Genomic DNA, 22,233 nt, shown 5'->3' on the forward strand with positions numbered 1-22,233 from the left:
GGGTCTCAGCGGCCGGGGCAGCCTGCTGGCGCTGGCCACTCACCAGCCGCCGCCACCGCCGCCACCGAAGCCACCGCCGCCGCCGGAGAAGCCGGAGCCGCCAGACGAGCGGGCAGAGGCCGCAGCAGCGGAGGCCTGTGAGGCCTGCATGGCGGAGCTGAACGAGTCACCCAGCGAGCCCATCGACGAGCTCAGGTAGCCGTAGCCGAAGCCATAGTTGTTGCCGAGGTACCAGGTGGGCTGCAGGTCGTAGCGGCCTTCCGCGGCCAGCTGCTCGAAGAGCTTGCTCCACCGGTCGGCGACGCCGAACATGATGGCCCAGGGGAGGTATTTTGAGAAGATGTCCTCGCCCTCCTCGAAGCGCAGCTGGTCCGCCTCGGCGGTGCGCAGGTAGAGCTCGAAGCCCCGGGCCTGGGAGAGCGCTGCGGAACCCGTCGCGGTGCGGGCCGGCATGATTGGGGCGCAGATCGCGGTCAGGATCCCGACGATCATCAGCGCGATCCCGGGCAGCGCCATGCTGAAGGCCATCAGGCCCAGCGCCGCACCCAGGGCGCCGAGCACAGCGATGCCGATGCCGATCCCCAGCCAGACGGCCCGGGTGGTCTCCGGCGAGCTGTTGAACCAGTGCCGGCCGCCCACCACCTGCTTGTACAGCGCGGCCTTGTTGTCCGGGAAGAGCTTGGCATAGCTCTGGTTGCGCAAGTCGTGCGTCGTCACCTGGCCGGACTTGCGGAAGAGCGAGGCGAGCAACTGGTGTTCGTGCGGCAGCAGCTCGTGCTTGGGGGAGTCCAGCAGGGTGAAGGTCCAATCCTTCTTGCCGGTCTGGGCAATCTGGATGTGGCCGCGGACTGCGAGGTCGATCAGGGTGGCGACGACGTCACGCCGGTCGGCGCGCTCGTCCACCAGGGTGCCGATCTCGCCCGGGCGGGCATCCGGGGGGGTGAACTGCACCGCGACCGGTGCCTTGCGGCTGCTCCGACTGGTGGCGGATTCGCCGCCGGCCGCCGGGGTGAGACCCGGGGTCAGGCCGGTGTAGACCTCGTCGCGGCCATGACGCCGCACGGCTCGCAGCAGCATCGCACCCGCACCCAGCAGGACGGCCGCGGCCCCGCCGGCATTCAACCCCGTGGGGGCGAAGGCCTTGGCCGGGTTGGCGCGGGTGGTCAGCGTCGGTTCCGCCCCGACGAAGGTGCCCGCGGGCAGCCCCGCGACCACCTGCAGGTAGGTTCCCTTGCCCAGGTTCCGGTGCTGGTAGACCACCGTGCGGCCGTCGGCACTGGCCTCCTGGCAGGGTTCATTGCTGTCCACCCAGCACTGGGTCCGGGTGGTGGATGCGGGCAGGTTCAGGGTGATCTTGGCATTGCGGATCGGCACCTCGAAACCGTCGCCGATCGCCATCCAGTTGACCTCGTCCAGCTTGCTCTGGGCCTGCTTGGGCTCGACGATGCCGCGCAGGGTGTAGCTCACCACATAGCGCTGGACGCCGGTATAGGTCCGGCCCTCCCGGCCGACGCGCAGGGTGAGCACGCCGCCGCTGGTGCTCTTCTTCAGGTCGGCGGCCGCACCGGTGGGGCTGGTCACCCGCACATTGCTGATCTTGATCTGCCGCCAGTGATCCGGGTCACCCTTGATGCCCTGCCGGGTGACGAAGGTCAGGTAGGGCCCGTGGCCGGGGTCATGGGCAAAGTCGAAGTCGATGGTGGTGGTGACCTTGGCGGTGCCGTTCTGCGCGATGTCGGCGACCGTGTCGTAGCGGGTGATCTGCCAAGCGTCGGAATCCTCCGCGTGGGCAGGGCTCGTCGTCAGCCCGAGGCCGCCGAGCACGCCCAGCAACAGGGCGACCAACAGGGAACGTAGCCAGCGCACAGAGGTCATGCCTCCACGCTACCCGGAGCCGGGGGCGCACCAGGGATCGGAAGGAGTTTGGGGGCGGAGTCGCTCCGTCTGTGCGGCCCGTGGACAGGCTCGGGGATCGTGGCCGAGCTTGTCCAGGCCCGCCAGGTCAGGGCTGGACGCCGAGGGCGGCCGCCATCTCGTCGCGGATGGCGGTGAGCATTTCGGCGGCCTGTTGCCGAGCCGCCTTCAGGTCGGCCGCGGATTCGTCGGCGGAGACCCGGGCCTCCAGGTAGCACTTCAGCTTGGGCTCGGTGCCCGAGGGGCGGGCGACGACGTGCACCCGTTCGCCGGTCAGCTCGATGGCGTCGGTGGGCGGCAGCTCGTCCGTGCCCTGGTTGAGGTCACGGACGCTCACCGGCTCGCCGAGCAGGGTGGCGGGCGGATTGCCGCGCAGCTTGGCCATGGCGTCGCGGATGATCTGCAGATCCTCCACCCGGACGCTGAGCTGGCCGGTGGCGTGCACGCCATGGGCCCGCGCGATCTCGTCCAGCCGGTCGGCGATGGTCCGGCCCTCGGCCTTCAGGGCCGCGGCCAGCCGCAGGATGGTCAGGCAGGCGGTGATGCCGTCCTTGTCCGGGACGTGCGCCGAGTCGCAGCAATAGCCGATGGCCTCCTCGTAACCAAAGGCCAGGTCCGGCACGCGGCCGATCCACTTGAAGCCCGTCAGGGTGGTGGCGTGTGGCTTGCCGGCGGCCTTCGCCATGGTGCCCAGCAGGGTGGAGGAGACCACCGAGTTGGCGTAGGTGCCCGGCACGTTGCGACGAATGGCGTCGTCGCCGAGCAGGGAGCCCAGTTCGTCGCCGGTCAGCATCCGCCAACCGACGACGGGGAAGGGGGCGGCGATGGCGCAGCGATCCGCGTCGGGATCGTTGGCGATCACCAGGTCCACGTCGGTCTGCTCCGCGAGCTCCAGGGCCAGGTCGATCGCGCCGGGCTCCTCCGGGTTGGGGAAGGCGACGGTGGGGAAGGTGGGGTCCGGGTCGTGCTGCTGCCCGACGGGGATCGCGGCGGGGAATCCGGCCGCGGCGACGGCCTGCTCCACGACGCGGGCGCCGACGCCGTGCATTGCGGTGTAGACCCAGTCGATCTGGCGGGGGGCCTCGGACGGGAAGAGGCCGGCGGCCACCTCGCAGTAGGCGTCAACGAGTTCCTGCCCGACCAGCGCGTACTCCGTGCCACGGGGCAGTTCGTGCAGCGGGCGGGCGGCGGCCAGGCTGATCTGGTCGGCGATCTGTTCGTCGGCGGGCGGGACGATCTGCGAGCCGTCGCCCAGGTAGACCTTGTAGCCGTTGTCCGCCGGCGGGTTGTGGCTGGCGGTCACCACGATCCCGGCGACGCAGCCCAGGTGCGTGATGCCGAAGGCGACGACGGGGGTGGGAACATGGTTGTCGGACAGGATGGGCTCGAAACCTGCCCCGGCGAAGATCTCGGCCGTGTCCCGGGCGAAGACGTCGGACTTGGTGCGGGCGTCGTAGCCGATCAGCACCTTGCCACCCGCGTGGCCCTGTTCCTGAAGCCAGGCGGCGAACCCGGCCGCGGCCTGGCTGACCACGACGCGGTTCATCCGGCCCGGTCCGGGGCCCAGGGCGGCGCGCAGCCCGGCGGTGCCGAAGGTCAACGGCCCGGCGAAGGCACTGGTGATCTCGTCGGTGGCGGTCTGGTCACCGGCATCGCTGGCAGCCAGCAATTCTGCGAGGGTGGCCTGCGTGTCGGCGTCGGGGTCCTCGGCGATCCAGGTGAGTACCCGGCGGCGCAGGTCGGCGGTGATCATGTGGCGCTCCTTGTCGTTCGGCAGGGTCAACGCTAGTGGGTCATGCACCGAAAGAAGTGAAGGGTGGCCGGCAGCGTTCAGGGGCGACTGGTCAACCGCGCCCGGTGCCAGGCCACGGCGTGCAGGGCAGTGAACAGCAACGGAGCCACGCTGTCCAGATTCCGGTGGGGCATCGGGCGTCCGGGGAAGCCATAGGCCGCGAGCGCGACGGTGGCCAGGCCAACCAGCGCCAGGAGCACCACCGCGTTCCCGTCGAGCAACTCCATCAGGTTGTGACGTCGGAAGGGCAGCGCCAGCTCGTCACGGGCCGCCCAGCCGACGATGGGGGCCAACACCAGGACCGGGAGGAAGAAGAGCCGGAACTCGTGGGCCAGGGTGGCCAGCAAAACCACGACGGTGTTCGGCACCACGGCCACCCACAGCGCCCACCAGACGCGTCGGGCAAGGTGCCGTCGCGACAGGACGAGCAGGTAGCAGAAGGGCACCAGCACCGCCGCCGCTGCGGTGAGCGAGTGCAGCGATTCCCACCCGTTGGCAAAATTGAGCCGCGCGTGCTGGTCCCGGGGAATACCCGGTGACCAGGCCACCTCACGCTGACGCACCCAAAGCTGCCAGAGGGCCAAGGTTGTCGCAGGGGAGAGCACCAGGGTCCCGGTGCGCAACACCGTGGCGAAGGTCGTCCGTTCGGGCAGCGTCAGCACCAACAACAGCAGGGCAGGCATCAGCAGCAACCCGCTGTCCCGGGCCAGCAGGCCCAGCGAATAGAAGATGAAGTACCCTGCCCACCCAACGGCCGGTCGTTGCTGCCGCCAGCAGACGGCGAACCAGGCCAGCGCCGTTGACAGGAACATGAACTGGACCGGATCGTCCCAGGCTGCCGACGGCAGGCTGAACAGGTGAATCATCGGCCAGGAGAGCATCGTCAATGCAAGACTGCCCCACCCTCCTGCCTCACTGTCCGTGACCGCCCTGCCCAGGACGAAGCAGGACCATCCCAGTACGCACAGGGCCGGCAACCAGATCAGCGAGTAGGCGAGCACAGGTGTCAGCCCCAGCTGCTCGATCATCAGCAGCGCCGGCCGAGTGGTCATGGGCCGTTCATAGAAGACTCGGTGGACAAGATGGGTGCGGGAATGGTGCATCCACTGCTCGGGGGTCCATTGGAAGGCCGACTGGGCACCCGAGCGTTGCTCATGGACCACGATGCCGGTGGTGATGATCACGCTGACCAGCAACGCACGCAGGGCCGTGGCGTCGCGAAAGCCGTGCCGGACACCTCGTGGCGCTGAATTCATGCTGTGGGTCTCAGGGCCAGCTGGTCACAGCCGCCCGAGCAGCCCGTTGAGCAGCTCGGTGAGTTTGGGGCCGGCGTCCTTGCCCGCGGTCAGCACCTCGGCGTGGTCCAGATGGGCGTCGGTCACGCCGGCGGCGGCATTGGTCACCAGGGAGATGCCCAGCACCTCCAGCCCGGCCTCGCGGGCGGCGATCGTCTCCAGCGCGGTGGACATGCCCACCAGGCTGCCGCCCAGCACGCCGGCCATCTTCACCTCGGCCGGGGTCTCGTACTGCGGCCCGCTGAACTGCACGTAGACGCCCTCGGGCAGGCCCGGATCCACCTCGCGAGCCAACGCGATCAGCCGACGGCTGTAGGCCTCGGACATGTCGATGAAGGTGGCGCCGCGCAGAGGGGTGGCGCCGGTCAGGTTGATGTGGTCCTTGATCAGCACCGGCGTGCCGGGAGTCCAGGCCGGATCCAGTCCACCGCAGCCATTGGTCAGCACCAGCGTCGATGCCCCCAGCGCGGCGGCGGTCCGCACGCCGTGCACGACGGGTTCCACACCGCGTCCCTCGTAGTAGTGGGTGCGACCGGTGAGCACCATCGCCACCTTGCCAGCGGCGGTCCGGGCCAGGCGCAGCGCGCCGCCATGCCCCTGCACCACGGGTTTGCTGAAGCCGGGAATCCCGTCCAACGGCACGGTGACGATCTCGTCGCCCAGCTGGTCGACGCCCTGGTTCCAGCCGGAACCGAGCACCAGCGCCAGGTCGATGTGGTCCAGACCGGCGGGGGACAACAGTTCCCGGCGGACGTGTTCGGCGGCGTCGTCGGCCATGACCGTGGGGTCCTGGAAATCGCTCTGCATCACGCGCTCAACAATAGGGGCAGTGACGCGAAAGCATGGAACAATGACCCCGTGACCAGAGTTGTGATCATTGGTGGAGGCCCCGGAGGATACGAAGCCGCTCTTGTGGCGGCGCAGCTTGGCGCGGAGGTGACTCTCGTGGAGCGTACTGGGCTCGGCGGCGCTGCCGTGCTCACTGACTGCGTTCCGTCGAAGACACTCATTGCCACCTCGGAGGTGATGAGCATGATCGAGCGTGCCGGTCAGTTGGGCCTGAAGGTGACCAGTTCCGGCGACGACGATTCCGTCGTCTCCTCGGTGGAGGTGGACCTGAAGGCCGTCAACGGACGAGTGCTGGAGCTGGCCAGGGCCCAGTCCGAATCCATCGGCAAGAGCATGGAGAAGTTCGGCGTCACCGTGATCCTGGGTGAGGCCAAGCTGAAGAGCGCCAGCGAGATCGTCGTCACCACGGATGCCGGGGAACAGGAGCTCGGCGCGGACATCGTGCTGCTGGCCACCGGCACCACCCCGCGGGAACTGCCCGAGGCCAAGTGCGACGGCGAGCGGATCCTGAACTGGAAGCAGGTCTACAACCTGTGCGAGCTGCCCACCAGGTTGATCGTGGTGGGTTCGGGCGTCACCGGCGCCGAGTTCGCCAATGCCTACGACGCGCTGGGCGTCGACGTGGTGCTGGTCAGCTCCCGCACCCAGGTGCTGCCGGGCGAGGACCAGGACGCCGCACGGGTGCTGCAGGACGTCTTCGAGCGTCGCGGCATGGAGATCATGAGCGAATGCCGCGCCGTGAGCGCCCGTCGTGAGGGCGACGAGGTGGTCGTCGGGCTGGAGGACGGCCGCGAGGTGCGCGGCTCGCACTGCCTGATGGCCGTCGGCTCCATCCCCAACACCCAGGGCATCGGTCTTGAAGAGGCCGGGGTCACGCTGAAGCCCAGCGGGCACATCGAGGTGGACAAGGTCTCGCGGACCTCGTCGCGCACCATCTACGCCGCCGGTGACTGCACGGGCGTCTTCGCGCTGGCGTCGGTGGCAGCCATGCAGGGCCGGATCGCCATGTGGCATGCGCTGGGCGACGCGGTGGCGCCGCTCAACCTCAAGTCGGTGTCGTCCAATGTCTTCACCGCGCCGGAGATCGCCACCGTCGGCATGACCCAGAAGGAGGCTGACGAGGGCACGATGGACATCGGGCAGATCATGCTGCCACTGGCCGGCAACCCGCGCGCCAAGATGCAGAGCGTCAGCGACGGCTTCGTGAAGCTCTTCTGCCTGCCCGTCACCGGGATCATCGTCGGCGGCGTCGTGGTGGCCCCGCACGCCTCCGAACTGATCCACTCCATCTCCCTGGCGGTGGCGGAGAAGATCACGGTTGACCAGTTCAGCCACGACTTCACGGTCTACCCGTCGATGTCCGGTTCCATCGCGGAGGCGGCGCGACGCCTGCACCTGCATGCCCACCCGGAGAAGCCGTCCAAGACGCAGGTCTGAGCAGGGCCCGTCCGGGTCAGCCCAGGCCCAGGAAGGTCGCCACCCGGGCGATGTAGCCGGGACGGTCCGCAAAATAGGCACCGCAGTGGTCCACGTCGGAAACGATGTGGACCACTGCTGCATTCCCGGCGGCCGCCGCCAGCCGGTGGGCATGCCCGACGGGAATCACCGAATCCTCGGTGCCGTGGATCAGCATCAGCGGCCGGGGAGCGATCAGCCCCACCACGTCGATCGGCTGCACATCGGCGAAACGGTAGCCGTAGCGCAGCCGGGTGGCGCGATCCACCAGTTGGACCAGCGGCACGGGCGGCAGATGCATCCCCGTGGCGGCGGCCGCGATCACGCCGTGCATGTCGGCAAAGGGGGAGTCGGCCACCACCCGGGCGACCCGCGGATCCCGGGCCGCCACCAACAGGGCCACGGCCGCACCCATGGAGAAGCCGACCACGTCGATCTCCGCGTCGGGGCAGCGGGCCGATACCCAGTCCAGTGCCGCCAGCAGATCCTGTTGCTCGTAGTGGGCCAGGGATTGCGGCCCGTCGGCGGAATCCCCGTTGCCGCGGAAGTCGAAGGCCAGCACCGATGCGCCGGCCCGACTCAGCCCGGGGCCGATCCCGAGCATGTCTGCCTTGCTTCCCCGGTGTCCGTGGCAGACCACCACGACGTGCTCGGCGCCGGGCCGCTCGAACCACCAACCGGCCAACCGGGTGCCATCGTCGGCGGTGAAGCTGACATCCTCGGCGGCGAGGCCCACCTCGAAGGGACTCATGGCATAGGCCAGGGAGGGCCGCTGCGGCCCGCTGATCTGGTGCGCCGCGGCCAGGACGCCGACGGCAAGACCGCCCCCGGCCAGGCCGAGAGCGGTCAGCGCGCCACGCAGGGTTGGCATCAGTCGCCGAAGTCTCCGAAGAAGTCGCCGACGCCCCCGAAGAAGTCGCCGACGCCGTCGCCGATGCCCTCGAAGCCCTCGCCCACGCCCTCACCCACATCCCCGAACCCGTCACCGAACCCGCCGACCCCGTCACCGAAGCCGCCGACCCCGTCACCGAAGCCGCCGACCCCGTCGAACATGGCGCCCATGCCGTGGAAGACCAACGAGCCGATGGCAATGTCGCGGATCAGGTTGGAGCCGGACCAGCCGGAGTAGTAGCCCTGTGCCCACGGGCCATAGGCGGGGCCGCCCTGCCAGTAGGGCACCCGTTGGGCACCCACCTGGACGGTGCGGATGTACGGGTCGGCGCCGGCCAGCACCCGTTCGGCGTCGGCGGCGCAGGCCGGGATGTCGCGTTCGGCGCCGCCCGGGGGAGTCCACTTCACGTTTTGGGTGCTGGGGCCGTGTGCCGGGTTGAAGAAGCACGGCGGGCGCTTCTGCGGCAAGGGCTGGCCGGCCACCCGCGCATTCACGCAGGCAATGGCGTAGCGACCGTCCTCCAGGATCTCCGTGACGTGCTTGATCTCCTCGGGCCGGGTCACCGCGGCCAGCGAGGCCTTGGCGTTCTCGTAGGCGTCCAGCGCCCGCTCGTAGTCCTGCCGCATCGCACCGTCCAGCGGATTCCCGGCGACCTGGGAATCGAGTCGCTGCAATTCCTCGCCGAACTTGGTGACATCCTCGTCGGCGGCCCGACGGCTGGTGGTCAGGGCAGCCTCCAGCTCGGCGGCCTGACGGGCCTCCACGGCTCGCCGCTGCCGGCTGGACTGGAACAGGCCCCACACCACGGCAATCACCGCGAAGACCAGGAAGAGTTCAAACATGCTTCCCAGTCTGCGGCATGCGTGAGGCGGGCCCAAGTTGTGGGCCCGCCTCACGGGAACTTCATGGAGACTTCACAGGCAACCAGGGGTCACCTGCTGAGAATCACTCAGGATCGACGATCTCGCAGAGCACATGCCCGGCGTTGACGGTGGCCCCGGCCTCGGCGGCCAGCGACTTGACCACACCGGCGCGGTGAGCGGTGACCGGGTTCTCCATCTTCATGGCCTCCAGCACCACCACCAGGTCACCCTCCTCCACGGCGGCGCCCTCCTCAACTGCGATCTTCACCACGGTGCCCTGCATGGGCGCAGTGAGCGAGTTGCCGGACGGTGCCGACGCCTTGGCGTCGCCCCGGTCACGCTTGGTGGGCCGCTTGGCCTTGCTGCCGGACGGCTTGGCCGAGGTGGCCAGGTTGCCGGGGAGCTTGACCTCGAGCCGCTTGCCGTTGACCTCCACCACGACGGTGGTGGGCTCGGGAACGTCGTCCGCCTCGCCCAGCTCGCCGGTGTAGGGGGCAACCTTCAGGTCGGCCTCGGTCTCGATCCAGTTGGTGTAGACGCCGAACTTCTCACCGTCGCCGATGAAGGCCGGGTCATCGAGCACCGCCTTGTGGAAGGGCACCACGGTGGGCATGCCTTCCAGCTTCAGCTCCTTGAGGGCGCGGCGCGAACGGGCCAGGGCATTCTCCCGGCTGGTGCCGGTGACGATCACCTTGGCAACCAGCGAGTCGAAGGAACCGGGCACGGTCATGCCGGCGTGGTAGCCCTCGTCGACGCGCACGCCGGGGCCGGTCGGCGGCTCCCACTTGACCAGGGTGCCGGGGGCGGGCATGAAGTTGCGGCCCGCATCCTCGGCATTGATCCGGAACTCGATCGAGTGGCCGCGGATCTCGGGATCGTCGAAGCCGAGCTCCTCGCCGCTGGCGATCCGGAACATCTGCTGCACCAGGTCAAGACCGGTGACCTCTTCGGAGACCGGGTGCTCCACCTGCAGACGGGTGTTCACCTCGAGGAAGCTGATCAGCCCGTCCTGGGCCACCAGGAACTCACAGGTGCCGGCGCCGACGTAGCCGGCCTCCTTCAGGATGGCCTTCGACGACGCGTACAGCCGCTCCAACTGGTCGTCGGTGAGGAAGGGCGCGGGCGCCTCCTCGACGAGCTTCTGGTGGCGGCGCTGCAGCGAGCAGTCACGGGTGGAGACCACGACGACATTGCCGTGCTGGTCCGCGAGACACTGGGTCTCGACGTGGCGGGGCTTGTCCAGGTAACGCTCGACGAAGCACTCGCCGCGGCCGAAGGCGGTGACCGCCTCACGAGTGGCGGACTCGAAGAGCTCGGGCACCTCTTCCATGGTGCGGGCCACCTTCAGGCCGCGACCGCCACCACCGAAGGCCGCCTTGATGGCGATTGGCAGGCCGTGTTCCTTGGCGAAGGTGACGACCTCGTCGGCATCCGCCACCGGATCCGGGGTGCCCGGCACCAGCGGTGCGCCCACCTTGAGGGCGATGTGACGGGCCTTCACCTTGTCGCCCAGGTTCTCGATGGCCTCGGGCGAGGGGCCGATCCAGATCAGACCGGCGTCGATCACGGCCTGGGCGAAGGAGGCGTTCTCGGCCAGGAAGCCATAACCGGGGTGGATCGCGTTGGCGCCGCTGCGCTTGGCGATGTCCAGGATCTTGTCAACATTCAGGTAGGTCTCGGCGGGGGTGGCCCCGTTGAGCGCAAAGGCCTCGTCGGCGAGCTTGACGAAGAGGGCTTCGGAGTCGCTGTCGGCATAGATTGCGACGCTTCCGATCCCCGCATCGGCGGCGGCACGAATCACCCGGACGGCGATCTCGCCGCGGTTCGCCACGAGCACCTTGGTGATCTGGTTTCCCACTGTTCCTCCTTGAACTGGCCTTCTGCATGGGCCTTGCTGCTCGGAGTCTATGGCCTTGTGGCCCCCGGTGGAGGCGCTTGGACAGGGTCACTCACAGTGTGGAACGAAAACCTTGGGATCTGGCGGCACTATTCTGGGCGCCATGCCAACTCCCGAGTTCATCCTGGACCTGCGCAAGTCCATCGGCCACGCCATGCTGTGGCTGCCCGGAACCACCGCCGTCGTGCTTCGGCCCGGACCCCGCGGTGAGCAAGTGCTGTGTGTGCAACGTTCCGACAACGGCTCCTGGACGCCGATCTGCGGGATCGTCGAGCCGGGGGAGGATCCGCACGTCGCCGCCATCCGGGAGGCCGAGGAGGAGGCCGGCGTGCAGATCGAGATCGAGCGGCTGGTCTGGATGAGCCCCACCGGCCTGATGCAGTACGACAATGGCGACCAGAACGACTACCTGGACCACACCTTCCGCGCCCGCTGGGTCGGCGGTGAGGCCGCGGTGGGCGACGACGAATCCGTCGGCGTCGGCTGGTTCGACCTGGATGACCTGCCACAGCCCATGACCGAGATCCAGCGGCGGCGCATCCTCATCGCCGCAGCCAACCCGCCCGAGGTGTTGCTCGGCGTCGAGGCCGCCACGGCCTTCCTGGCCGAGAACTGACCGCCGATGGGCCTGCGCTCGCGCCTGTGGCAGGACGGTCGGCTCCTTGCCGAGGACTTCGACCTGGACCGGCTGGACGAGCATCTGGCCACCGACGGTGCGCTGGTCTGGCTGGATCTGTGCATGGCCGGGGGCACCAACGCCGGCGACCTGCAGCGGCTTGCCGACGAATTGCAGCTGGATGCCCATGCCGTCGAGGACGCGGTGGCGCCGGGGGAACGGCCCAAGGCGTCGCGGCACGCCAACCACACCTTCGTCTCCGTCTACGCAACCGACCTGCAGGCGCGGGAGCGTGGCCATGACTCCCGGCTGGTCACCTCCCGGATCTCCGCCTTCGTTCTGCCCCGCGGCCTGGTGACGGTTCGCCGCGACGACCGCTTCGACCTGGACCAGGTGGTGGACCAGTGGGATCAGGATCCGGACCTGCTGGTCGCCGGTGTGGGCGCGCTGTTGCACGGGCTGCTTGACGCCGTCGTCGACGGTCACTTCGAGACGATCCAACGGCTCGATGACGCGATCGAGGAACTGGAGGACGTGCTCTTTGCCGAGACGCCGCAGATCCAGCAGGTGCAGCGATCCAGCTACCAGCTGCGCAAGGAGCTGGTGCAGCTGCGGCGGGTGGTGCTGCCGATGCGGGAGGTGGTGGCCAGCCTGATGAGACCGGGGGAGAAGGTGTTGCCCCACCACAACGGCCTGGACGGCTATTTCGAGGACCTCTACGACCATTGCCTGCGTGCCGCGGAGTGGACCGAGAGCCTGCGGGACATGATCGGATCGGTCTTCGAGACCAACCTATCGCTGCAGGACGCCAGGCTGAACACCATCATGAAGAAGCTGGCCGGGTGGGCCGCGGTGATCGCCGTGCCCACCGCCGTCACAGGCTGGTTCGGCCAGAACGTGCCCTACCCGGGTTTCGCCACCGCCTTCGGCCTGTGGCAGTCGGTGGTGTTGATGGTGCTGGGCACCGTCGGGCTGTACGTGATGCTCAAGAAGCGTGACTGGATCTGAGCGACGGTGAACCGAACCATCCATCCCATGGCGTGGTGGGCCTGGGCTTTGGGCTGCGCGGCAGCCGTCAGCCCGGTGCACAATCCGCTGCTGGTGGTGCTGCTGGTGGCCGCCGTCTGGGCCGTGGTGCTGGCCCGTCGCACCCGGGCGCCGTGGGCCCGCGCGGCCGGAGCGTACGTCACGATTGCGCTGGTGGTGCTGGGAATCCGGATGGTCTTCCAGCTGTTGATGGGCGTCAACCGCTCCGGCCAGGTGCTGTGCACCCTGCCCGAGCTGCGGCTGCCGGCCTGGGCAGCGGGCATCCGGCTGGGCGGCCCGGTGAGCCTGGACGGCATGGTCTACACCCTCTACGATTCCCTGCGACTGGTGGCAATGCTCCTGTGCGTCGGCGCCGCGAATGCCCTGGCCAATCCCAAACGCGCGTTGCGCGCCGTGCCGCCCGCGCTCTACCAACTCAGCGTCGCGCTGGTGGTGGCGCTCAGCGTGGCGCCGCAGCTGATCGAGAGCGTGCAGCGGGTCCGCCGGGCCCGACGGCTGCGTGGCGGCGCCAGCCGCGGCTGGCATGCGGTGCAGGCGGTGGTGGTGCCGGTGCTGGAGGATGCGATCGAACGCTCCCTGCTGCTGGCGGCCGGGATGGAGGCCCGTGGCTACGGACGCACCCACGCCCAGCAGCCGGTCGGCCGACTGGTCACCTGGTCACTGCTGGCCGCCACCGTGCTGATCACCCTGGCCACCTTCCTGCTGCTCGGCGTGCCCGGCTCAGGGTGGTGGGCCTGGGCCTTTCTTGCTGTCGGGCTGGCGATGGCCGTCTTCGGGTTGCGCCGCTCCGGCCGTCGGCTGGCCGTCACCCGCTACCGGCCCGACCCGTGGCGCTGGCCGGAATGGTCGCTGTGCGTCTCCGGCGTGGCGGCCGGGCTGTTGGTCCTGTGGCTGCTGCGCACCATCCCCGACGTGATGACGCCGTCCGCCTCGCCACCGGTCTGGCCCCAGCTCGACGTGCGCATGCTGCTGCCCGTCGTCGCCGTCGCCCTGCCACTGCTGACCACCACCGCACCCCCGAAGGACGAACTGTGATCACCTTCGACGACGTGACCATCCGCCACCCCGGGGCCCAGGCTCCCACCCTGAGCCACCTGGACTTCACCATTCCCGACGGCGACCTGTGCCTGGTGGTGGGCCGCACCGGCACCGGCAAGTCCACCATGCTGGGTGCCATCAACGGCCTGGTGCCGCACTTCACCGGCGGCCACCTCACTGGCGAGGTGCGGGTGGGGGAGCGTTCCACCCGCACCCACCGGCCGCGGGAGATGGCCGATCTGGTGGGCTACGTCGGGCAGAACCCGCTGGCAGGTTTCGTCACCGACCGGGTGGAGGACGAGGTCGCCTACGGGATGGAACAGCTGGGGCTCAGCCCGCAGGCGATGCGCAAACGGGTGGAGGAGACGCTGGACATCATGGGCATCGCCCAACTGCGCCGCCGCCCGTTGATCGAGCTCTCCGGCGGCCAGCAGCAACGGGTGGCGATCGCCGCGGTGCTGGCCGCGCAGCCCCGCGTGGTGGTGCTGGACGAACCCACCAGTGCGCTTGACCCCACCGCCGCGCAGGATGTGCTGGCCTCGATCACCACCCTGGTGCATGAGGTGGGGTTGACGGTGGTGCTGGCCGAACACCGGCTGGAGCGGGTGATGCACGCCGCCGACAGCGTGCTCTGGCTGCCCGGGGACGGCTCGGCCCAGCTCGGCCCTGCCTCCGCGGTGCTGGCCCGGGCCGACGTCGTGCCGCCGCTCAGCGCCCTGGCCAGGGTGCTGGACTGGCCTGAGGTGCCGCTGAGCGTGCGCGACGCCCGTCGTCGGGTCCGCGCGGAACAGATCACCCTGCGCGAACTGCCCCCGGAGCCCAGCCAGCCCGACGGGGAGCCGGTGGCCCGGATCGAGAAGCTCCGGGTGGCCTATGACGAGCTGGTGGCGGTGAACAACCTCAGCCTGACCTTCCGGCGAGGCAGCGTGACCGCCCTGATGGGCCGCAATGGCGCCGGAAAGTCGTCGCTGATGTGGGCCCTGCAAGGGGCGACGCTCAGCACCGGCCTGCTGCAGATCGACGGCCAGGATCCGCGCAGCCTGGGTGCGGCGCGCGCCCGGGAGGTGGTCTCGCTGGTGCCGCAGAATGCCACCGACCTGCTCTACCTGCCCACTGTCGGGCAGGAATGTGCCCAGGCCGACCGGGAGACTGGATCCCCGGCGGGCACCACCGTCGGCATCCTGGCCGAGCTGGGCGCCAGCCTGGACCCGGAACGGCACCCGCGCGACCTCTCCGAAGGGCAGCGGCTGGCGCTGGTGCTGGCCATCCAGCTCTCGGCCCGACCCGCGCTGATCTTGCTCGACGAGCCCACCCGCGGCCTGGACTACGCCATGAAGCAGCACCTGCAACGGATCGTCGACGCCCTGGCCGCCGAGGGCTCCTGCATTCTGATCAGCACCCACGACGTGGAATTCGCGGCCGCGGTCAGCCAGCGCACCATCGTGATGGCCGACGGCGACGTGGTGGCCGACGGCCCCACCCGGGAGGTGTGCACCAGCTCGCCGACCTTCGCGCCGCAGGTCAGCAAGATCTTCCACCCCACCGAGCTGCTCACCCCCGACGAGGTGGCCCGGGCGGTGCGTCATGACTGAGCCATGCACTCGCCCGCGTTCCCCTGGAGCTGGAACCCAGCCACGTTCCCCGAGCCCGTCGAGGGGCCGCCCCGCCGTGGTGCGCGTCTCCTGGCGTTCGGCGCTGCTGCTCAGCGTCGCCGCGGTGATGTGCCTGCTGGCCTTCTGCTGGCCGCTGCTGTGGCGCCCCGGCGCGGGCGTGTCCGGCGACGGCCACACCCCGCTGGTCTTCGCGTTGCTGCTGCCGGTGGTGATCGCCCTGGTGATGACCGAGCTCTCCAATGACGACCTGGACGTGAAGGCGATCGCGATGCTCGGGGTGCTCTCGGCCGTGGGCGCCGCCGTCCGGCCGCTGGGTGCGGGCACGGCTGGGATTGAGCTGGTCTTCCTGCTGATCATCCTGGCCGGGCGGGTCTTCGGGCCGGGCTTCGGCTTCATCCTGGGCAACAGCACGCTGCTGGCGTCGGCGCTGATCACCGCGGGGATGGGGCCCTGGCTACCCTTCCAGATGATCGCCGCCGGCTTCGTCGGGCTCGGCGCCGGGCTGCTGCCGCACCTGCGCGGCCGGTGGGAGATCGCGCTGCTGGCCGGTTACGGCTTTGTCAGCGGCTTCGGCTACGGCTGGCTGATGGATCTGGCCTTCTGGCCCTTCAACTTGGGCAATGCCGCCGAGCTCTCCTTCGACCCGACGGCCTCGCTGGCCACCAACCTGCACCACTTCGTGCTGTTCAACCTGGCCACCTCGATGGGCTGGAATGCGGCGCGGTCGGTGACCAATGCGGTGCTGGTGGTACTGCTCGGGCCGGCTTTGCTGCGGATCCTGCGTCGAGCCGCTCGACGGGCCGCCTTCGCGGATGCCTGAGACCATCGCTCCCACCCCAGCCACGGTTCCCAGCACCCATCACGTTCGGCCAGGGTGCCCCGGAGCGAGCTGACTTGGGTACCTAGCCCAGAGCTCGCTCAACTTGGCAGTCTGGTGGACACAGAAAATTCTTGGCACGTTCAAACCGTCATTTTCTTGCCATCTTGGGCGGACCCGGTCAGGCGGGCTGCAGTTCTGGCGGGAAATGGCGGCGTTGGCACGATAAGGAATCCTTGAGAAACAGCCGGCCCGCCAGAATTGCAGGCCCGAGGACGGCCGCCCCGGCCACCCGCTCGCCCAGGCGCTAGATGTTCGTGAACGGTGCCTCATCGGGCCTTGAAGACAGGGCGGATGCTGAGCTCCTCCACCATCGCCTCGGGGCTGGCGTACACCGCCAACGCCACCGCCTCGGCAACGGATTCGGGGCGCAGGTGTTCCTCCGCGACGTAGGGGCGACCCTTCTGGGCCTGCAGGTCCACCTGCATGTCGGTGTCGACCCGGCCGGGATGGATCGAGCTGACCCGCACGGTGCCGCGTTCCTCCTCGCGCAGCGCGTCGGTCAGGGCGCGCAGCGCAAATTTGGAGCCGGAATAGAGGCCGCCGCCGGGGCCGGAGTGGAAGCCGGAGCCGGAATTGATGGTGACCACCATCCCGCGGGCGTCGCGCAACCGGGGGAGCAGCAGCCGGGTCAGGTCCGCCACCGCGATCACGTTCACCTCGAAGACCTGCCGCCACTGCTCGCGGGTGGCCTGGCCGACGTCGCCGCTGACCCCGATCCCGGCGGAGTGGATCAGCACGTCGAGCCGCTGCACCTGGGCAGCCGCCGCGGACGTGGCCTGCTCGTCGGTGAGCTCGCAGACGAAGGGTGAAGCGCTCGGCAGGTCGTCGACGACGGACTGCACCGCATCGGCGTCGCGACCGCCCACCAGGATGTGGTGGCTGTCGGCCAGCCGTCGGGCGATGGCCAGGCCGATCCCGCGGCTGGCGCCGGTGACAAGGGCAACGGGGCGTTCGTTGGTGCTCATGCCGCCAGCCTACGGGGCCGTTGCGGAGGCCTCGACGGGCTCGGCCATCGTGGTTGCGTGGTGCGCCTGGCCAACCGTGGGCCCTGAGCTGGTCGAGCGGCCACCGTGCTCCTGTGCCGGGCACTGTGCTCTGCTCGGGCTGGGGACGGGCCAGTAGGCTGATCAGGTGAAGCGACGAGTGCTGGCTGCGGCCACGGCCATGGTGCTGCTGGCCGGGTGTTCCGCCGCGCCCCAGGCCGCCGTGACCTCGCCCACGCCAGGCGAGTCGGTCAGCGTCCCCGCCGACGCCGTGACGCTGCGTGATCTGCTGCTCAACCACGGGCCGTCGGACTTCCTGCTGCCTGGGCAGAGCACCGTGACCAGCCGGATCGACCAGCCGAATGTGGTCACGCTCACCTTCGAGACCTCGCAGCGCAAGCTACTGGCGGGCTGGCTCGCCACCCGGCTGCCCGACGGTTGGCAGATCGACGCCAATGCCAACGACTCGCTGCTCTTCCACCGCAACGATTGGCAAGGAGCCTTCACCTGTTCCGAGGCGCTCTGTGCCCTCACACTGCGGCAGCAGCGCAGCTGATCGGGCGGGGCCAGTTGGCCACATCGTGGCCCAATTGGCACCACGAGGCCGCGTCAGGATAGATTCAGCGCCATGCCGAGCAAGTGCGAGATCATGACGGGCCACATCATGCCCGTGATCGCGTGCGCCCGCATGATGCGTCGAATGTTGGGCTGACAACGCCTTTTGAACCCTGCCCGGTAGTGGGCGGGCCCGGTTGAGCTGGCTCCCGGTGGCGTTGTCAGGACGGTGTACCACTTGCCCGAATGATCGAGCCCACCCGGGTGGGCCCTGACGAAAGACCAACCAATGAACAAGTTCCTCCGCTCGCTGCTCGCGGGCCTGCTCGTCGTCCTGACCCTCGGCCTGAGCGCCTGCGGCGCCGGCGGCAATGACTCCTCCAAGCCGCTGGTCGTGCTGGCCGACGCCACGCCGCACACCGACATCCTGAAGAAGGTGCAGGAGCTCGGCCTGCTGGGTGACACCAAGATCGAGATCAAGGGCATCGCCGGCGACATCGACGTCAACCAGCTCACCCAGAGCGGTGACGTGGACGCCAACTTCTTCCAGCACAAGCCCTACCTGGACACCTGGCTGAAGCAGAAGGGCGTCACCGACCTGACCAGCGTCGCCACCGTGCACGTCGAGCCGTTGGGCCTGTACTCCAAGAAGGTGAAGAGCCTCACCGAGGTGCCCAACGGCGCCACCATCGCCATCCCGCAGGACCCGTCCAACCTGGTGCGCGCCCTCTTCCTGCTGCAGCAGGCCAAGCTGATCACCCTGAACGTGAACCCCACGGACGCGAACCTGGACTTCTCCCAGATCACCGAGAAGAACATCAGCGCCAATCCCAAGGGCCTGAAGTTCATCCAGATCGACCGCCCGCAGCTCGCCGCCACCCTGGATGACGCCAAGGTTGACCTCAGCGTGATCAACGGCAACTACGCCCTGGAGGCGGGCCTCAAGCCCAAGACCGACGCGCTGGTGCTGGAGACCGCCACCAACAACCCGTACGCCAACCTGCTGGTGGTCAAGGCCGACAAGAAGGATGACCCGCGGGTCAAGAAGCTGGCCGAAGCCCTGCAGAGCAAGGAGATCCAGGACTGGATCACCAGCAACTACGAGGGCTCCGTGCTGCCCGCCAAGCAGTCGTGATCAGCTTCTCCCACGTCACCAAGGTCTACGACGGGCGCGGCAAGCAGGCCGAGCCCGTCGTGGCCCTGGACGACGTCAGCCTGGACGTAGCCCAGGGGCAGATCTTCGGCATCCTCGGCCGTTCCGGCGCCGGCAAGACCACCCTGTTGCGCTGCCTGAACCATCTGGAACCGGTCACCAGCGGCACCATCACGGTGGCCGGCACCGACTGGACCGCCCTCAACGGCAGGCAGCTGCGCGCCGTGCGACGCGAGATGGGCACCATCTTCCAGCACTTCAACCTGCTGGCCAGCCGCACCGTGGCCGACAATGTCGCCTTCGGCCTGGAACTGGCGGGGGAGCCCAAGCAGACGATCGCCCCGCGGGTGGCCGAGCTGCTGGAGTTGGTGGGGCTGCCGGACAAGGCGGGCGCCTACCCGTCGCAGCTGTCCGGCGGCCAGAAGCAGCGCGTGGGGATCGCCCGGGCGCTGGCCACCCGCCCCAAGGTGCTGCTGATGGACGAGGCGACCAGCGCGCTGGACCCCACCACCACCGAGCAGATCCTGGACCTGGTCAAGGACCTGCGGGACCGGATGGGTCTGACCGTCCTGCTGATCACCCACGAGTCGGACGTGGTCCGGCGGATTTGTGACGGCGCCGCGCTGATGGAGGGCGGCCGGGTGGTGGAGCAGGGCAATCTGCTGGAGCTGGTGGCCGATCCGGACAGCCGGATCGCCGACCAGCTGATCCCGCTGGGCCGCGACGACGAGTCCTTCGGGGTGCACAGCCAGCTGCTCAGCTTCGTCAACAGTGGCGTGAACGAGCCGCTGATCAGCAGTTTCACCCGGCAGACCGGCATCGACGTCTCGATCCTGGGCGGCTCGGTGGAGCGGATTGCGGGGCACAAGGTGGGCCGCTTGCGGGTTGCCTTCGACCACCCGCACGGCCCGGTGGATGACCAGGTCATCCGGGAATTCTTCAACCAGCGTGGAGTGACGGTGAGCCGATGAACAAGACGTCGATCCTGGAGTCCCTGCCCGAACTGTGGCAGGCCCTGCTGGAAACAGCCCAGATGACCGCGCTGAGCTTCGTGATCACCCTGGTCTTCGGCACCCTGGTCGGGGTGCTGCTGCGGTTGACCGACCACGACGGACTGCTGCCCAACCAGCTGTTCAACAAGGTCTTCGGCGCGATCGTGAATGTCTTTCGATCGCTGCCCTTCCTGATCCTGCTGATCGCCGTGATCCCCTTCACCCGGCTGGTGGTGGGCACCGCCTACGGCCCGATGGCCGCCGTGGTGCCGCTGTCCATCGGCGCCATTCCCTTCTTCGGACGGGTGGTGGAATCCGCCCTGCGCGAGGTCTCCCCGGGGAAGATCGAGGCCGCCCGGGTGATGGGTGCCAGCACCTGGCAGATCGTCCGCAAGGTGCTGCTGCCGGAGGCCATGAGCCCCTTCGTCGCCGGAGCCACCCTGACCCTGGTGATGCTGATCGGCTACTCCGCCATGGCCGGCACGATCGGCGGCGGTGGCGTGGGTGACTTCGCCATCCGCTACGGCTACCAGCGTTTCAACACGCCGGTGCTGCTGGTCTCGGTGGTGGTTCTGGTGATCGTCGTGCAGATCATCCAGTCCATTGGCGACGCCATCGTGCGTGGCATGGCCCACAAGCGCGACTGATCAGCCCCAGAGCTGGTACCAGCCGACGCCCAGATCCAGCAGCATCTGGCGGACCAGCGGCAGTGAGATGCCCACCACGTTGTGGTAGTCGCCGGTGATGCCGGTGACGAAGGCGCCGCCCATCCCGTCGATGGCGAAGGCGCCGGCCACCCGGGTCGGTTCCCCGGTGGCCACATAGGCGTCGATCTCCGCATCGTCCAGGTCGGCAAAGGTCACCGAGGTGCTGCCCACCCGGTTCACCTCGCGTCGGCCCCGCTCGTCCGCGACGACGACATGGTGCCCGGTGCGCAGGGTGGCGGTGCGGCCCCGGATCGCCCGCCAGCGCTCCACCGCAGCCTGCGGCTTCTCCGGCTTTCCCCAGGCCCTGCCGTCCAGCTCCAGCATGGAGTCGCAGGCCACCAGGGCAAAGCCACTCTGGCCCTCGAGCCTGTCCAGCACCGCCGCGGCCTTGAGCCGCGCCAGCTCCGCGGTCAGCTGCGACGGGGTGGCGGCCCGCACCGCGGACTCGTCGACATCGGGCCGGATCACCTCTGCGCGGATTCCCGCTCGGGCAAGGGTGGACAGGCGGGCGGGGGAGGAGGAAGCCAGAATGAAGCGCACGCCCCCAGCCTAGGGCTGGAGGCGTGCGGGATGCTGCGTGACCCGGCCAACGGATGGCCGGGCGTCGGGTTACTTCTTGCCGCCGAGCAGACCGCCGAGGATCTGGCTGACGATGTCGCCACCGGTGGCCTGCGCCTGCTGGGTGGTGGCCTGCGCATTGGTGGTGTCAAAGGGGTTGTTGGCCGGAGCGGCATTGCCGCCCAGCACGCTGCCGAGCACCTGCGAGAGCACGCCACCGAGCATGCCGGAGTTGGCGCTGCCCGCACCGGCCTGCTGGCCGGCGCCACCGAGCACCTGGCCCAGGATGTTGCCCGCGGCGCTGTTGCCGCCACCCAGCTGCTTGGCGAGGTAGCTCAGCACGATTGGCGCCAGGATCGGCAGCAGCTTGTTGACCAGGGCGCTGCTGACGCCGGCCTGCGAGCTGAGGGCCTGGGCGACGCCGTCGGTCTGGTTGCCGAAGACGTGGCCGATGATCTTCTCACCATCGGAGGTGTCGACGGCCTGCAGGTCGACCGGCTGGTCGGTGGACAACAGGTCCTTGTCCTTGTGCTGCTCCAGGGCCTGGGCCAGCGAAAGCTCACCCTCGGGGTTCTGGGCGTTCTGGGTCAGCCCACCCAGGATGCTGGTGACGGCCGGTGCCGCCGCCTTCTCAACAGCGGCGGGATCTTCGTTGAGTTCGCTGGCCAGCTGGTTGATGGGCAGGGCGGCAAGGATGTCGTTCAGGGCGCTCATGCGGTGGGTCCTTTCAAAGTGACTGCTTCCAGCGTGGCACAAAAGCGGGGGAGACAACGGGATATTCGCCTCTGGGCGGACAGTCGGCACGCTGCGGGCAAACATGACTCAGCTCCCACCCGGATCCCGGGCGGGAGCTGAGGTCAGCTGTGGAGATCTTGCCTGTCTCAGGGGCGGGCGCTGTACCGCCAGGCCTCGCGGCCGGGGTTGACCACCCGACGCAGGGTGCGGTGGTAGGACTTCCAGCCACCAGCCAGCGGCCGGTCATCGATCTGGTCGACCGGCACATTGGCGCGGTGGACGGCCTGGAGGACGGCCATCACGGCCGCCAGCTCGGTGTCGTCCGGGTTGCCCCCGCTCACCTCGAAGGTGAGCGGGGTGGCCACGGCTTCTTCTGCGGTGTCTGTCGTCATGACGTCG

At 69.0% G+C, this 22,233-nt stretch carries 21 protein-coding genes; 10 read left to right on the forward strand and 11 right to left on the reverse strand.

The window, feature by feature from the left end; genetic code table 11:
- Positions 1–39: 39 nt before the first annotated feature.
- From AAEX57_RS09705 to AAEX57_RS09720, 4 genes are all read right to left on the reverse strand, one after another.
- A complete protein-coding gene (locus AAEX57_RS09705) occupies positions 40–1,875 on the reverse strand; it encodes a DUF2207 domain-containing protein (RefSeq protein ID WP_342092689.1) in 1,836 nt (611 codons plus the stop codon).
- Between the two features lie 127 nt (positions 1,876–2,002).
- Positions 2,003–3,667, reverse strand: a complete 1,665-nt coding sequence (locus AAEX57_RS09710) for a phospho-sugar mutase (RefSeq protein WP_342092690.1) — start codon at positions 3,665–3,667, stop codon at positions 2,003–2,005.
- 77 nt (positions 3,668–3,744) lie between these two features.
- The gene (locus AAEX57_RS09715; RefSeq protein ID WP_342092691.1) at positions 3,745–4,962 is read right to left on the reverse strand and encodes a hypothetical protein; all 1,218 of its coding nucleotides are present in this window, start codon (positions 4,960–4,962) and stop codon (positions 3,745–3,747) included.
- A 24-nt stretch (positions 4,963–4,986) separates the two neighbouring features.
- The gene (locus AAEX57_RS09720; RefSeq protein WP_342092692.1) at positions 4,987–5,811 is read right to left on the reverse strand and encodes a purine-nucleoside phosphorylase; all 825 of its coding nucleotides are present in this window, start codon (positions 5,809–5,811) and stop codon (positions 4,987–4,989) included.
- A gap of 48 nt (positions 5,812–5,859) precedes the next feature.
- Between AAEX57_RS09720 and AAEX57_RS09725 the strand changes: the two genes are divergently transcribed.
- Positions 5,860–7,287: an NAD(P)H-quinone dehydrogenase gene (locus AAEX57_RS09725; protein WP_342092693.1), complete on the forward strand. Its 1,428-nt coding sequence runs from the start codon at positions 5,860–5,862 to the stop codon at positions 7,285–7,287.
- Between the two features lie 16 nt (positions 7,288–7,303).
- On the opposite strand, the gene AAEX57_RS09730 is transcribed toward AAEX57_RS09725, so the two are convergent.
- From AAEX57_RS09730 to AAEX57_RS09740, 3 genes are all read right to left on the reverse strand, one after another.
- On the reverse strand, positions 7,304–8,176 hold the full coding sequence (locus AAEX57_RS09730; protein ID WP_342092694.1) for an alpha/beta hydrolase: 873 nt from the start codon (positions 8,174–8,176) through the stop codon (positions 7,304–7,306).
- On the reverse strand, positions 8,176–9,039 hold the full coding sequence (locus AAEX57_RS09735) for a hypothetical protein (RefSeq protein ID WP_342092695.1): 864 nt from the start codon (positions 9,037–9,039) through the stop codon (positions 8,176–8,178). Before AAEX57_RS09735 ends, AAEX57_RS09730 begins: the two co-directional genes overlap by 1 nt.
- 103 nt (positions 9,040–9,142) lie before the next feature.
- On the reverse strand, positions 9,143–10,918 hold the full coding sequence (locus tag AAEX57_RS09740) for an acetyl/propionyl/methylcrotonyl-CoA carboxylase subunit alpha (protein WP_342092696.1): 1,776 nt from the start codon (positions 10,916–10,918) through the stop codon (positions 9,143–9,145).
- A 142-nt stretch (positions 10,919–11,060) separates the two neighbouring features.
- Between AAEX57_RS09740 and AAEX57_RS09745 the strand changes: the two genes are divergently transcribed.
- From AAEX57_RS09745 to AAEX57_RS09765, 5 genes are all read left to right on the forward strand, one after another.
- Positions 11,061–11,573, forward strand: coding sequence for an NUDIX hydrolase (locus tag AAEX57_RS09745; protein ID WP_342092697.1), 513 nt, complete (start codon positions 11,061–11,063; stop codon positions 11,571–11,573).
- Positions 11,574–11,579: 6 nt separating this feature from the next.
- Entirely contained in the window at positions 11,580–12,581 is a 1,002-nt protein-coding gene (locus AAEX57_RS09750; RefSeq protein ID WP_342092698.1) for a magnesium transporter CorA family protein, read from the forward strand.
- Between the two features lie 6 nt (positions 12,582–12,587).
- On the forward strand, positions 12,588–13,655 hold the full coding sequence (locus AAEX57_RS09755; RefSeq protein WP_446721154.1) for a CbiQ family ECF transporter T component: 1,068 nt from the start codon (positions 12,588–12,590) through the stop codon (positions 13,653–13,655).
- The gene (locus tag AAEX57_RS09760; RefSeq protein ID WP_342092700.1) at positions 13,652–15,250 is read left to right on the forward strand and encodes an ABC transporter ATP-binding protein; all 1,599 of its coding nucleotides are present in this window, start codon (positions 13,652–13,654) and stop codon (positions 15,248–15,250) included. Before AAEX57_RS09755 ends, AAEX57_RS09760 begins: the two co-directional genes overlap by 4 nt.
- 76 nt (positions 15,251–15,326) lie before the next feature.
- The gene (locus AAEX57_RS09765) at positions 15,327–16,091 is read left to right on the forward strand and encodes an ECF transporter S component (protein WP_342092701.1); all 765 of its coding nucleotides are present in this window, start codon (positions 15,327–15,329) and stop codon (positions 16,089–16,091) included.
- 326 nt (positions 16,092–16,417) lie between these two features.
- Here AAEX57_RS09765 and AAEX57_RS09770 read toward each other — a convergent pair whose 3' ends face one another.
- Entirely contained in the window at positions 16,418–17,116 is a 699-nt protein-coding gene (locus AAEX57_RS09770; RefSeq protein WP_342092702.1) for an SDR family oxidoreductase, read from the reverse strand.
- Between the two features lie 166 nt (positions 17,117–17,282).
- Here AAEX57_RS09770 and AAEX57_RS09775 point away from each other — a divergent pair, with 166 nt between their 5' ends.
- The 4 genes from AAEX57_RS09775 to AAEX57_RS09790 all read left to right on the forward strand — a co-directional run bounded on the left by AAEX57_RS09775 (position 17,283) and on the right by AAEX57_RS09790 (position 20,481).
- Entirely contained in the window at positions 17,283–17,690 is a 408-nt protein-coding gene (locus AAEX57_RS09775; protein ID WP_342092703.1) for a hypothetical protein, read from the forward strand.
- Between the two features lie 288 nt (positions 17,691–17,978).
- Positions 17,979–18,824: a MetQ/NlpA family ABC transporter substrate-binding protein gene (locus AAEX57_RS09780; RefSeq protein ID WP_342092704.1), complete on the forward strand. Its 846-nt coding sequence runs from the start codon at positions 17,979–17,981 to the stop codon at positions 18,822–18,824.
- Positions 18,821–19,813 (forward strand): methionine ABC transporter ATP-binding protein, encoded by a 993-nt coding sequence (locus AAEX57_RS09785; RefSeq protein WP_342092705.1) that lies wholly within the window; start codon positions 18,821–18,823, stop codon positions 19,811–19,813. The genes AAEX57_RS09780 and AAEX57_RS09785 overlap by 4 nt, the downstream gene beginning before the upstream one ends.
- Positions 19,810–20,481 (forward strand): methionine ABC transporter permease, encoded by a 672-nt coding sequence (locus AAEX57_RS09790; protein WP_342092706.1) that lies wholly within the window; start codon positions 19,810–19,812, stop codon positions 20,479–20,481. The genes AAEX57_RS09785 and AAEX57_RS09790 overlap by 4 nt, the downstream gene beginning before the upstream one ends.
- Here AAEX57_RS09790 and AAEX57_RS09795 read toward each other — a convergent pair whose 3' ends face one another.
- The 3 genes from AAEX57_RS09795 to AAEX57_RS09805 all read right to left on the reverse strand — a co-directional run bounded on the left by AAEX57_RS09795 (position 20,482) and on the right by AAEX57_RS09805 (position 22,226).
- Entirely contained in the window at positions 20,482–21,081 is a 600-nt protein-coding gene (locus AAEX57_RS09795; RefSeq protein WP_342092707.1) for a Maf family protein, read from the reverse strand. It lies immediately after the preceding gene.
- A gap of 69 nt (positions 21,082–21,150) precedes the next feature.
- Positions 21,151–21,813, reverse strand: a complete 663-nt coding sequence (locus AAEX57_RS09800) for a DUF937 domain-containing protein (protein WP_342092708.1) — start codon at positions 21,811–21,813, stop codon at positions 21,151–21,153.
- 167 nt (positions 21,814–21,980) lie between these two features.
- Positions 21,981–22,226 carry an acyl-CoA carboxylase subunit epsilon gene (locus AAEX57_RS09805; protein ID WP_342092709.1) on the reverse strand — a complete coding sequence of 82 codons (246 nt, stop codon included), beginning with the start codon at positions 22,224–22,226 and terminating at the stop codon, positions 21,981–21,983.
- Positions 22,227–22,233: the final 7 nt, after the last annotated feature.

The organism is Luteococcus sp. H91 (genome assembly GCF_038433135.1).
Lineage (GTDB): Bacteria > Actinomycetota > Actinomycetes > Propionibacteriales > Propionibacteriaceae > Luteococcus.

Coding starts and splice junctions, on each gene's coding strand:
- AAEX57_RS09745 (WP_342092697.1), top strand. CDS start 11,061: ATGCCAACTCCCGAGTTCATCCTGGACCTGCGCAAGTCCATCGGCCAC.
- AAEX57_RS09710 (WP_342092690.1), bottom strand. CDS start 3,667: ATGATCACCGCCGACCTGCGCCGCCGGGTACTCACCTGGATCGCCGAG.
- AAEX57_RS09790 (WP_342092706.1), top strand. CDS start 19,810: ATGAACAAGACGTCGATCCTGGAGTCCCTGCCCGAACTGTGGCAGGCC.
- AAEX57_RS09750 (WP_342092698.1), top strand. CDS start 11,580: ATGGGCCTGCGCTCGCGCCTGTGGCAGGACGGTCGGCTCCTTGCCGAG.
- AAEX57_RS09780 (WP_342092704.1), top strand. CDS start 17,979: ATGAACAAGTTCCTCCGCTCGCTGCTCGCGGGCCTGCTCGTCGTCCTG.
- AAEX57_RS09730 (WP_342092694.1), bottom strand. CDS start 8,176: ATGCCAACCCTGCGTGGCGCGCTGACCGCTCTCGGCCTGGCCGGGGGC.
- AAEX57_RS09805 (WP_342092709.1), bottom strand. CDS start 22,226: ATGACGACAGACACCGCAGAAGAAGCCGTGGCCACCCCGCTCACCTTC.
- AAEX57_RS09735 (WP_342092695.1), bottom strand. CDS start 9,039: ATGTTTGAACTCTTCCTGGTCTTCGCGGTGATTGCCGTGGTGTGGGGC.
- AAEX57_RS09800 (WP_342092708.1), bottom strand. CDS start 21,813: ATGAGCGCCCTGAACGACATCCTTGCCGCCCTGCCCATCAACCAGCTG.
- AAEX57_RS09770 (WP_342092702.1), bottom strand. CDS start 17,116: ATGAGCACCAACGAACGCCCCGTTGCCCTTGTCACCGGCGCCAGCCGC.
- AAEX57_RS09705 (WP_342092689.1), bottom strand. CDS start 1,875: ATGACCTCTGTGCGCTGGCTACGTTCCCTGTTGGTCGCCCTGTTGCTG.
- AAEX57_RS09715 (WP_342092691.1), bottom strand. CDS start 4,962: ATGAATTCAGCGCCACGAGGTGTCCGGCACGGCTTTCGCGACGCCACG.